The sequence below is a fragment of the Thermoleptolyngbya sp. PKUAC-SCTB121 genome (genome assembly GCF_016919485.1).
Taxonomy (GTDB): domain Bacteria; phylum Cyanobacteriota; class Cyanobacteriia; order Elainellales; family Elainellaceae; genus Thermoleptolyngbya; species Thermoleptolyngbya sichuanensis.
This window is the reverse complement of record NZ_CP070366.1, coordinates 1,267,962-1,279,283: the sequence shown is the minus strand read 5'-3', so window position 1 is coordinate 1,279,283 and position 11,322 is coordinate 1,267,962. Positions and strand designations below refer to the sequence as shown.

The window sequence follows — 11,322 nt, the reverse complement described above, 5'->3', positions numbered from 1 at the left end:
GTCTAATGGGTTGTCGAGTGAGTTATCGAACTGATTGAAGCTGAGTCAAGCAGCCCATCGGGCCGACCTCAGAATTGCGACTTGATCTAGCAGTCTTAAATGGCGATCTTGAGCGTCTCCAACGGCCCATTCGCCTCGAATAAAGGGAGCCATGCCGTCGGGCAGGTTGGTTGGCACCTGAATGTCGTCAAGGGGAAGCCAGTCCATGCCGTTAATCAGGTCAACGGCCAACCCCAACATGGTGTCTTGGTCTTCAACCGCGATGACGTAGATTTCTGAGCGATCGGTACTCAGTGGCACGGAGTCTCCCAGAAACTGACCTAGATCGGCAACCCAAACAACGCGCCCTCGCACGTTTAGAGTACCCAACAGCAGGGGAGAGACATTCGGAATGGGCGTGATGCGATCGGGCGGAGAAGCAATCACTTCTTTGATTCCTACCGCAGGCAGGGCAAACTCGTCACCCGAAGTCATAAAAAATCGCAGGTGTAGTTCTCCTTCAGGACTGTCTAGCTCCTGAAACTCTGCGACCTGATCCTGCCCTCTGCCTGTGAAAAAATCTGGATTGCCTATCATGGACGATTAACCTATCTTTACCTGGTTCATCTGAGCTATCCCCGCAGCAATTGCTTGACCGTGCCCACTAGCTCGGTTGGTTGGAACGGCTTTGCAATGTATGCATCTGCACCCTGCTTCATGCCCCAATAGCGATCGAATTCTTCCCCCTTAGAGGAACACATCACAACGGGGATGTTTTGAGTTTTGGGATTGGCTTTAATTTGTCGGCAGACCTCGTATCCGTTCATGCGGGGCATTACGATGTCGAGAACCACTAGGTCAGGGCTATGGCCTTCTATTTGTTCTAGCGCTTCTACACCATCGCTAGCTACGGTAACATCGAGTCCGCTGCCTTTTAGCAGGTCAGTAATCATTTCCCGCTGGGTCACGCTGTCTTCTACAACCAAAACTCTACTCATAACGCCTTACTTTGCAACCATAGTGTTGATTTCGCGAAAACCGCTGGGGTAAACACTGAGTGGATTCTAGAAGCCTACTAGGAAACTTACTAATAAAAATAATGCCCTTTTATTGCGGTGCCCTTTAAAGATAGCGAAGGTTGGCATTTGCAAAACACCTGACCTCTGTGTTGGCAGAATTTTGACAAAACATCAAACTACATTGGCAAATATTGGCAACCCTCTGCTTCACGGGTGTTTTGCAGGCTCCTGTGCCGGGTTAAGCGGGATGGGGTGGAAATGAAGAAGCATCGGTAGGGGGTGGTTTGATATCAAGTTCTAACGCATTTTCTAAGTCTTCTGCCAGGAGTCTTTCAACGTTGGGCGGGTTTTCTAGCCCTGGGCCAATGTAGGTTTCGACCAGTGTGAGTAGTTCTTGTTCGCCGAAGGGTTTTGTGAGATAGTCGGTTGCGCCGACGATGCGTGCTTTGACGCGATCGATAAAGCCGTCGCGTCCGGTGAGCATGATGATTGGGGTTTGCCGGAAGGCAGTGGAGGTGCGGAGCATGGCGCAGATTTCATAGCCATCCAGTTCGGGCATGGAAATATCGCACAGGATGAGGTCGGGCTTGAGCTGAAAGACCAGGCTGAGGGCCTTGAGGGGGTTGCCGATGGAGGTGGCTTCGTAGCCGTGGCTGCGGAGGATAGACTCAATGGCTTTGCGGATGGAGGTGCCGTCATCGATGCAGACGATGCGGGGGACGGGGGTTTGAATGGTGGGCTTGGGCTTTGTGGGCAGGGTGTTGGGGGTCGGGGTGGCAAGCTGGACGATGCCTTGCTTGATGTAGGGGTAGAGGGCTTTGGCGACGGTGATGAGGTCACGGTTGAGGTAGCGAGAGATTTGCCGGATGGAGGTTTGTCCGTCCATCCAGTCGCTGAGGGCGGCGATGGTGGTTTCTTTTACGGAGTCGCGGAGGCGATCGCCATCGACCACAACCAGCCCTTGATCGGGGGATTGGATATGAGGATGAAACTTTTTCCAGGACTGTACCTGAGTCATGATGCGGGCAAGTAGTGGGCCAATTTCCAGCGTGGTGAGTTGGGGGGCGAGGGGAGAACCGATTTCAAAGATGAAGCTGCCTTGGTGCAGGCTGAGCAGGTCAAACAGGGTTTCGCGCACCATGCTGTGGATGATGCTGCGGGCCTGGGCGGGGGTGAGGATGCGCTGCTCCAGCAGAGCCCAGAGGTGTCCATATTCGGGGGTGTTGGTAGTGGCGATCGCCCCTCCAGTGTCTACCCCATTCAGCGATGCTTCCAACTGATAGCGACGGAGGTAATCGCGCAAGCGAGACAAATCGCTCCGGGCATCGCCTGCGTAGATGATTTGACCGTTTAGAAAAAAGACAAACCAGGACTGCGAGGGTGTGGTCTTGGCGAGACGGTTTCGCAGGACGATTGGCGCAGTATTGGTGTCGCCTCCTGGCAGCATTCCACCCAGCCCGTAGGACTCTACAAACAGTTCGCCCGTGCGCTGACCCAGTTCCACGAGCTGGAGAATGCTGCGGATATCAATTTCATTCAAGTTCCCCTGCATATCGCCAAATCACCCCCTCAAGGTCAGTGCTGGGCTTGGGCTGGTCTGCTGCGGGCGGTTCGCGGCTTTGGGCAGGCGCTGAGGTGAGCCTGGGTCAACCGTTGAAAGTCAATTCTGACATGATGCCCAATGTTTTTCTGCCTTTGTCATCCAGTATGATTCCCCAATTGCCTGTCAAAGTAGACAAACCCCAGAATATCTGGCGAATGTCTGTATTGTTCCACTGTCTTGGCGCTGCTAGCGGGTGAGGCTGCCGAATTCTGAGCTTCGCTGATTGGCTGAGATTTTATCCGGAGGCGTTAATCCAGCCTTGACTTGGGCACTCTAGACTATCAGGAATTCAGGCTTTGCGCCGAGGGCAGGGAGCAATAGGGGGAGGCAGGGAAGCTAGATTTTAGAGCAAGTCTTATAGGCACAAGCCCGGATAGGCGTTGGGGCGATCGCCAGATATCCCAGCGATCCAGCTAGCTCAGACCAGCCGCACCGAAGGAGGCCCAGTCCATGACTCCGATATAGTCAGTTGGGACAGGATAAATCCGCTAGGTTTGTCAAATTTGCCAGAGTTTGGCTTGTTGGGTCTGTTTTGGTGGGTTTGTTCTAAGGAGGGGCAGGTTTTTCCGGGTTCCTCTCGCTGAATTTTCAGCGCTCTGGGGTTCAGTCCTAGGTTAGAGTCGGCTAGAGTTCTTCTCTAGAGTCCCTATAGAGTCCCGGTTCTCATTTCCCCGTATAGAGTCTGAGAGCTAATTTGTAAAGGAGCCTGAAAGCCTTGTTAATCAAGGATTTCCGAGAAACCGCTTTTCCTGGGCAAACATGACCTCAAAGCCACACATGCCAAGAGTTTCAGGCTTCTTAAGATTTGCTTCATAAATTAGCTCTGAACGCGGTAGAGACACGGATTGGACTGATCCACTTAGTTTTGCTTGCATTTTTTGCTTGCATTTTCTGGATTGCAAACTAGAATCAAGTCTCAGAGGAGATGATGATGCTACATTTGATGGAAATAGGGATGGAAACAGCCGTCTTATCTTGATTAAACCCACCTGGAGCAGTGGCTTGTGGGCGCGTGGGTGCTGAGTCAGATGAGTTGAGCCAGATGGGCGGCTTGTTCGGCAAGCTCTCTGGCGTTTCAGGGTCGATATGCCGCCCCACAGGGTGAGATTTTTCCTGGTCTTTGTTTTTTGGACGGGGCGATCGCCCGCTACTGCACCCAAGCCTAGTCGCTTCAGTCCGCCTTAGGTTCATATTATTTAGGCTCATATTGTGTAACTACATATTGTTGTGTAACTACGTATACGCTGTAGCGCTCATTTGAGTGAATCGCCCAACATAAACCCAATCATCATCTTGACGGGTTTCGATCCTGCCACTGCTGGCAACTGCCTGATGTAAACCAAACCGTAGACGATACAAGTAAGGGGACGACTGGCGTGCTGTATTTAGCGGAAGTACAGAGAAAAAGCAGAGTTATTGGCAGCAGTAAGGCTGAGCTGCGGCTGCTTGCCTGCCAGCGCTCTGAAAATAGCTGGAGCGCGGTGCCGGGTGAAGAGGTCATCCCTGCGCCCGACGACGTGACCTATGGGGCCGGCGTGTTGGTGATGGTGGAACTAAGCGGCACTAAGCAGGTGCAGCGCCACGCCGAAGCGGGTCGCCAATTGGTTGCGATTTTGCAAAACTTTTCGCGGGCGCAGGAGCGCTACAAAACCCAGGAAGAAGAAATTCAGCAGTGGAAAGAATCGCTGACCTACCAAAGCCAAGAGCTAAACCGTCGGGAAATGGAGATGGAAGCCCGACAGGAGCAGCTTCAGGAAATGGAGGAAGACTTTGAGCGACTGGAGCAGCAACGCCAAGAGATTGAAAGCAAGCGGCAGGAAGTCGAGGCTCTGAAGGCAGAATTTGACCGTAAAAACCAGGAGCTAGAAGGAGCTTGGGCCCAGCTTCGGGGCGAGATGGGCCGGCTAGATGAGCAAAAGGCACAATTCACCCAAGCGGCCGTGCTGGATGATGCAAAAGCCCAGGAACTGCAAGAATTGCTGAACCGACTGGCAGGGGCGATCGCCCCGACCGAAGCAGTCCGAGAGCAGGTGACGACCTCCTTTGACCTGCTAAATCAGCAGCAAACCACGCTCGATCAGCACTATCAAATGCTGGACGAACAGCGCAACGCCGCTCAACAGGCGCAGGACGCGCTCGATCAGCAGGTGCAGCAGGTGCAAGCCCTCTGGCAAGAGTGGCAACAGTCGAAAGCGGGTTTGGATCAGGCGCGGGATGAACTGGCAGCTTTGCGGCGATCGCTCGAACTCAAACAAGAGCAGGTGCAAATCCTCACCACCCAACTGCAACAGCAGGACAGCCTGCACCAGCAGTTTTGCCAGCTCGCCGATGTGTCGGATCGCTTTACCGTGGGCGCAAAGGTCGATGTCAGCGGTCTGGAATCCATGCCTATTGAGGAACTGGAAAACATCGTCCGCGACCTGACCAATGACTTGGAAAAAATGTCTCGCTTTGTCAATAGCCAGGAAGAGGAGCTAACGGCACAGAAAGAGGAAATACAGAACTTGCAGCAGCAGATCCAGCAAGCCAGCGAGTACGATCGCCTGCGTCTGGAAGCTGAACTCACCGACGAGCAAGATCGCTACCGGATGCTGGAGGAGACGCTGGTCGGACAGCGCCGCAACCTGCAAGAGCGCCAGGCCGTATTAAAACAGCATCAGACTGTGCTGGACAAGCGCCAGGGACGAGCGACCGCGGACGCATCAGAAGAGACTGTCGATATTGCGCCCGTGTTGACACAGCTTGAGACCCTGCGCCAGGAGCTAGCAGCCCAGCTTCAGCAGGCAGAAGCCCAGGTGCAAGAACTGCAAGCCGCCGTCGAACAGGCTCAGCAGTCAGTCGATCAGCAATCCCAAGCGCAGGAAGATCGCTGGAATCGGGCAATGGAACTAGAGCAGCAGGTGTTGGCACAGAAAGCCGCTGTGGGCGAGCAGTGGGGCAAAGTGAATGCCTACCAGGAGGCGCTGGCCCTGGCTCAGGGTGGCACGGGCGGTGTCCGCGAGAAGTTGGAGTTAATTGGGCAGATTCTGAACCAGTTTCAGGAGACCAGCGACTATCAACTCCAGGCGATCGCCGAACTGCGGCAAACCATTAGCAGCCTGACCGAGCAGCGCACGCCGGAGTTTGTGATTACCTAATCTGCATCTGTCTCATTGAAGCTTTGAAACTTACATTAAAGCCTTGAAACGAGGAGCGATCGCCCAGGATTGCTCCTTGTCTGTTTCTAGTTCGCTTCTAACCGCAAACCCCTCTCACGCTGGCATCGCGAAGCAGTCAGAATAAGGTTTTAACCATGTGATGAACCATCGGGCATAATCGCCCCGCGCAGATTGGCGTTTTGGAAATTGGTTTGCAAAACAGTTGCGCTGATCAGCATCGCCTCGCTCAGATTCGTTTCGCTCAGATTCGCCCAGTTTAGCTTTGCGCGATACAGGTTCGCTTTGCACAAATTTGCGCCCCGCAGCGAACTCCAGCTCAGGTTTGCGCCGCGCACATTCGCCTGGCTGAGGCTGGCGTTGATCAGGTTGGCACTGCTGAGGCGGGTGCGGCTTAGCTCGGCTCCGTGCAGGTCGGCTTCTTCTAGGCTGGCTCCGTGCAAAATAGCCCCCGTCAGGTTTGCCAGCTCCATGAGCGACTCGTTCAAAATAGCATTGGTTAGATTCGCATTTTCCAGCGTAGCGCGAGTCAGGTTGGCCGCAATCAGTTTCGCCCGGTTGAGGCTGGCATCGTTCAGGTTGGCCTCGGTCAGATTGGCTCGATCTAGCAGCGCCTCTGCTAGGTTTGCACCTATCAGCACGGCTTGAACCAAGGTTGCCTCTGTGAGTTTTGCGCTCCGCAGGCCGGCATCGGTCAATGTCGCTTTGCTCAAATCCGCCTGATATAACTCTGCGCCAATTAAGTTGGCAATTGTCAAATCTGCGCCTCGAAGATCGGCCCCAGCAAGATTTGCCTCTCGCAGATTTGCCATCCGCAGGTTTGCACCCCGTAGATTTGCGCCGCTGAGGTTTGCCCGCCGCAGGTTGATGCCTTGCAAATCGCGATCGCTCAGGTTGAACTGACTGAGTTTGGCTTCGCGAAAATCTCGTGCCCCCGCTTCATAGTGGCTCAGGAGTTCATCAACGTTCATGAAGGTTAACATCATAGCAGTAGGCAGGCGGGTGGGTTGGGCGATCGCCCATCGGTGACTGGAGCCAGCGGATTAGCATGAACTGCTGAGCAGGCTATTCAGGGAACTGATTCTCTTAGAGTGCCCGCCAGCAGCCGAGAATCTGCATTCTTCTGCATTCTGTTGTCAGGGAGATGCGGATCTTCCGCCAAAACTGTCCCTTGGTTTGGGAAAATAAAAGTTCCGGTGTCGCCTCATACCGAATGGTTTTATATCAACTCCGGTTCATTAAAAGGTTGAATATTTTTGTGGAAGCCTTGCGCTATGAGGCTTCTACAGAAATGTAAACCCCGCATCAACGGAGTTGACGTTACCGAACTGTTTTGAAGTCTTAAGGAACCAGTTGAATGTCTGAAACCCTCAGAAGTCAGGTGATTACGCAAGGTGTGCAGCGCAGCCCCAATCGGGCAATGCTGCGGGCGGTCGGGTTTTCCGACGACGATTTCAACAAGCCGATTGTGGGGGTTGCCAGCGCCCACAGCACGATTACCCCCTGCAACATGGGCATTGCGCCGCTGGCAGCCAAAGCAGAGGCAGGCATTCGGGCAGCGGGGGGAATGCCGCAACTGTTCGGCACGATTACCGTCAGCGACGGCATCTCGATGGGCACTGAGGGCATGAAATACTCCCTGGTATCGCGGGATGTAATTGCCGACTCGATCGAAACCGCCTGCAACGCTCAGAGCATGGACGGCGTGCTGGCGATCGGCGGCTGCGACAAGAACATGCCCGGTGCTATGATCGCCATGGCCCGCATGAATATTCCTGCTGTGTTTGTCTACGGCGGCACGATCAAGCCGGGACATTTGGAAGGAGAAGATTTAACGGTTGTCAGCGCCTTTGAAGCTGTGGGGCAGTATAGCGCCGGACGTATCGACGAGGTGCGGCTGATGTCGGTGGAGCGCAACGCCTGTCCTGGTGCAGGTTCCTGCGGTGGCATGTATACAGCCAATACCATGTCGTCGGCCTTTGAGGCGATGGGCATGAGCCTGATGTATTCCTCCACCATGTCGGCAGTTGACCCCGAAAAGGCAGAGAACACAGAACTGGCCGGCAAAGTGTTAGTGGAGGCGATTCGTAAAAACCTGCGCCCGCGAGACATCATCACCCGCAAGTCCATCGAAAATGCGATTTCGGTGGTGATGGCCGTGGGCGGTTCCACCAATGCGGTGCTGCACTTTTTGGCGATCGCCCATTCTGCCGGGGTCGAGTGGACGCTCGACGACTTCGAGCGCATTCGCCAGCGCGTGCCCGTGCTGTGTGATCTGAAGCCCTCTGGCCGCTACGTGGCCACCGATCTGCACCAGGCCGGCGGCATTCCCCAGGTCATGAAAATGCTGCTGAATCACGGACTGCTGCACGGCGACTGCATTACCGTTACGGGCGAAACCATTGCCGAGCGTCTGAGGGATATTCCCGACGAGCCGCGCCCCGATCAGGACGTGATTCGCCCTTGGAGCAACCCCATGTACGCTGCCGGACACCTGGCCATCCTCAAGGGCAATTTGGCTACCGAAGGGGCAGTCGCCAAAATCACCGGGGTCAAGCAGCCCAAAATCACCGGCCCTGCCCGCGTGTATAACTCTGAAGAGGAGTGTCTGGACGCGATCTTGGCCAACAAAATTAATCCAGGCGATGTCCTAGTAATTCGCTATGAAGGGCCGAAAGGCGGCCCTGGAATGCGGGAAATGCTGGCTCCCACGTCTGCCATTATTGGCGCAGGGCTGGGCGATTCTGTAGGGCTGATCACCGACGGACGCTTCTCTGGCGGCACCTACGGCATGGTGGTCGGCCACGTCGCCCCCGAAGCCTATGTCGGCGGTACGATCGCCCTAGTGCAGGAAGGTGACAGCATTACCATCGATGCAGACGCTCGCCTGCTGCAACTCAACGTCTCCGATGAGGAACTGGCTCAGCGCCGCGCCCAGTGGCAGCCACCCAAGCCGCGCTATACCAAAGGCGTTTTGGCCAAATATGCCACGCTGGTTTCGTCGAGCAGCAAGGGTGCAGTGACCGATTTAGATTTGTTTTAGATTTGTTCTAAATAGATAGACCAGATTAAAAAACAGATCCTGAACCCTGCGCCGCCCGCTGCGCGGGCGGCGCAGGGTCTTTGGATTTTATGTTTATTAATGTCTACCTACTTAGAAAGGCTGGGAGTGATGCAGGTTGGAGATCTTCCAATCAACCCATCGATCCATCACTCCCCCGATGCCCATCTGGAAAAATCGTGCCTCTATCGGCGATCGCCCCATCCAGATCTGCCGACTGGGCACGAAACAAATTACATTGGCCAATATTCGCCCCCTCTAGCTTGGCTTGCTGGAGGTCTGCCCCCACTAGGTTTGCCGCCTGCAAGTTTGCCGCAGCCAGGTTAGAGTAGCGCAAGTCAGCACTTTGGAAATTGGTTTCCTGGAGCGATGCCTCCGCCAAATCTGCGTAGCAGAGAATGCTGCGCGATAGGTTTGCCCGATCGAGCGACGACTGTTTTAAGTTGGCAGATTGTAGCCGCGCATTACCCAATTCCGCAGCTTGCAGTTGAGTTCCCTGCAAGTTTGCGCGACTGAGATTGGCATAGGCCAAATAAGCTTGTCTGAGGTTGCTGCCCTGGAGATTGATATCTTGTAAATTGCATTCAAATAGGTCAGATTGGCTTAAATCGAGATAGCTAAAATCGCGTCTTCCCGCAGCATATTCCGCTAAAAGCGTTTCAACTGACATTCGTTCCATAATAGGCATTTATCCAGCAGAACCCAGCGCTGCAACGGCGATCGCCACAGCGCTGAAACTGCCTGCAATAGTTCAGTTCACTCCTTTACAAGAGTTTACAAACACTCCTAACCGATCAATAGATTACTTAATCTTCTTTTAGTTTTCTTAGTGAGTTTATCTATTCCTATACAAGCTATAAGTTTATGCAATAAACTCTGTCAACTATCCTCAGATCAATAGCGCAAGCCACCACTTGTCTTCCGAATGCTCCTCCCAAAAATATCTGTTTTCAAGCTCATCTTTGGCTTAATTTGTTGCAAATTTGCAGCAGCGATACTGCGCCGAAGTCCTGACATCCCGTTGACAAAACGGAGATAGTTTTTAGGCTAAACTGAGGACGGTAAAGGTGTTCTCAAGATCATTTCGGCATTCGCTCGACTCTGATTCAACACTGTTCGACAGCATTTAACATCATTTGACATCAGCAGATTTAGACTTCTAAATTTAGGTGCGTATGGCATTACCCGAACCTCGCCCCCGTCAGCTTTCTCTGGGGCCGTTGGAGCGCGAGATCTTAGAAATCCTGTGGCAGCTAGAATCGGCAACGGTTAAGGAGATACACGATCGCATCTTGGCAGACCCAAATCGGGAGTTGGCGTATGCGTCTGTGACCACGGTGCTGAATCGGCTAACGGGCAAGGGCTGGCTGGCGTGCGATCGCCACGGGCGGGCGTTTCACTGGCGGCCGCTAGTGTCGCGAGAAGAGGCGCAGATGCTCCAGGCACACGAGCATCTGCATCGCTTCTTGTCCGTCAGCAGTCCCGACGTGGTGGCGGCTTTTGCAGATGACCTAGATGTTGCCAGCCTGGAACAGTTGGATGCCATCACTCAACGGCTGAAGGCCGCACGGCAAAAGCGGGAGGGGGAGTCATGCACCTGATGCTGATTTTGGGGGCGATCGCCCTGGCTATCCTCTCGCGCCTGATTGCTAAGCACCGTTCTGTCGCGCCTGCCCACCGGTGGACTGCGGCGCTGGGGCCGTTTCTATTTGCGCCGCTGCTGCTGCTGTGTACGGTCGTCGCCGTTTTTTGCATGGGCCGCGAGGGGCATATGCTAGGGCTGTCCGTCGGCTCTCTGGGCTGGGTTCTAGCTGTCGGCAGTTTGACCCTTGCAGGCGGAATGCTGCTGCGGCTGGGCAGGCAGGTGGGGCGATTGCGCCGCACGTTGCAAACTCTGCCGTTTGTGGAAACCCACGGGCTTGCTGCTCGTTTGCTCGACACGCCTGCTCTGTTTGCGGCGCAGGTTGGTTTTTGGCAACCCGAACTGGTCGTTAGTCGGGGGTTGCTAGAAACGCTCTCTGCCGAGCAAGTTACTGCTGTGCTGGCCCATGAACAGGCCCACACCCACTATCGCGACACCTTCTGGTTTTTCTGGCTGGGCTGGCTGCGCGGTCTTACGGCCTGGCTTCCCCACACTGAAGCCCTCTGGCAAGAACTGCTGCGACTGCGAGAACTCCGCGCCGATCGCTGGGCGGCTCAGCATGTTGACCCGCTGCTGCTAGCAGAGTCGCTGGTGCAGGTGGTGAGGTCGCCGCTGACAGAGGTTGACTTTCCCTGCGCGGCTTTTGGCGAAGCCACATCACCCTGCCGTCTGGCGGAGCGGATTGAGGCGCTGTTGCCCGATGCCGAGGGTAACCTGGCAAGTTTCCCAGAGCGCGATCGCCTCCCCTGGCTGTGGCTCCTGGCATCGGGTCTTCCCCTCTGCACGCTATTGATACATCACTAGATCTTGCTCGGGGACTTGCTTTGCGGCAGTGATGCCCACAAGATGGCATGTCAGCTACT

9 protein-coding genes are annotated in these 11,322 nt (G+C 54.6%); 4 read left to right on the top strand and 5 right to left on the bottom strand.

The annotated features are described in order from the left end of the window. Positions 1 to 45 precede the first annotated feature (45 nt). From JTM80_RS05315 to JTM80_RS05305, 3 genes are all read right to left on the bottom strand, one after another. A complete protein-coding gene (locus JTM80_RS05315) occupies positions 46 to 576 on the bottom strand; it encodes a chemotaxis protein CheW (protein ID WP_172354585.1) in 531 nt (176 codons plus the stop codon). Positions 577 to 611: 35 nt separating this feature from the next. Continuing rightward, positions 612 to 977: a response regulator transcription factor gene (locus JTM80_RS05310; RefSeq protein ID WP_068508027.1), complete on the bottom strand. Its 366-nt coding sequence runs from the start codon at positions 975 to 977 to the stop codon at positions 612 to 614. 259 nt (positions 978 to 1,236) lie between these two features. Further along, positions 1,237 to 2,550 carry a response regulator gene (locus JTM80_RS05305; RefSeq protein ID WP_205370732.1) on the bottom strand — a complete coding sequence of 438 codons (1,314 nt, stop codon included), beginning with the start codon at positions 2,548 to 2,550 and terminating at the stop codon, positions 1,237 to 1,239. A 1,427-nt stretch (positions 2,551 to 3,977) separates the two neighbouring features. On the opposite strand from JTM80_RS05305, the gene hmpF reads away from it, so the two are divergent. Then, the gene (gene hmpF, locus JTM80_RS05300) at positions 3,978 to 5,738 is read left to right on the top strand and encodes a pilus motility taxis protein HmpF (protein ID WP_172354589.1); all 1,761 of its coding nucleotides are present in this window, start codon (positions 3,978 to 3,980) and stop codon (positions 5,736 to 5,738) included. A 149-nt stretch (positions 5,739 to 5,887) separates the two neighbouring features. Here hmpF and JTM80_RS05295 read toward each other — a convergent pair whose 3' ends face one another. Next, entirely contained in the window at positions 5,888 to 6,727 is an 840-nt protein-coding gene (locus tag JTM80_RS05295; RefSeq protein ID WP_172354591.1) for a pentapeptide repeat-containing protein, read from the bottom strand. A 386-nt stretch (positions 6,728 to 7,113) separates the two neighbouring features. On the opposite strand from JTM80_RS05295, the gene ilvD reads away from it, so the two are divergent. Further along, positions 7,114 to 8,799 (top strand): dihydroxy-acid dehydratase, encoded by a 1,686-nt coding sequence (gene ilvD, locus JTM80_RS05290; RefSeq protein WP_172354593.1) that lies wholly within the window; start codon positions 7,114 to 7,116, stop codon positions 8,797 to 8,799. A gap of 151 nt (positions 8,800 to 8,950) precedes the next feature. On the opposite strand, the gene JTM80_RS05285 is transcribed toward ilvD, so the two are convergent. Next, positions 8,951 to 9,487: a pentapeptide repeat-containing protein gene (locus JTM80_RS05285; RefSeq protein ID WP_205370729.1), complete on the bottom strand. Its 537-nt coding sequence runs from the start codon at positions 9,485 to 9,487 to the stop codon at positions 8,951 to 8,953. A 505-nt stretch (positions 9,488 to 9,992) separates the two neighbouring features. On the opposite strand from JTM80_RS05285, the gene JTM80_RS05280 reads away from it, so the two are divergent. Together JTM80_RS05280 and JTM80_RS05275 are read left to right on the top strand one after the other, a co-directional pair. Further along, positions 9,993 to 10,418, top strand: a complete 426-nt coding sequence (locus JTM80_RS05280) for a BlaI/MecI/CopY family transcriptional regulator (RefSeq protein WP_172354597.1) — start codon at positions 9,993 to 9,995, stop codon at positions 10,416 to 10,418. After that, a complete protein-coding gene (locus JTM80_RS05275; protein ID WP_172354599.1) occupies positions 10,409 to 11,263 on the top strand; it encodes a M56 family metallopeptidase in 855 nt (284 codons plus the stop codon). Before JTM80_RS05280 ends, JTM80_RS05275 begins: the two co-directional genes overlap by 10 nt. Positions 11,264 to 11,322 lie beyond the last annotated feature (59 nt).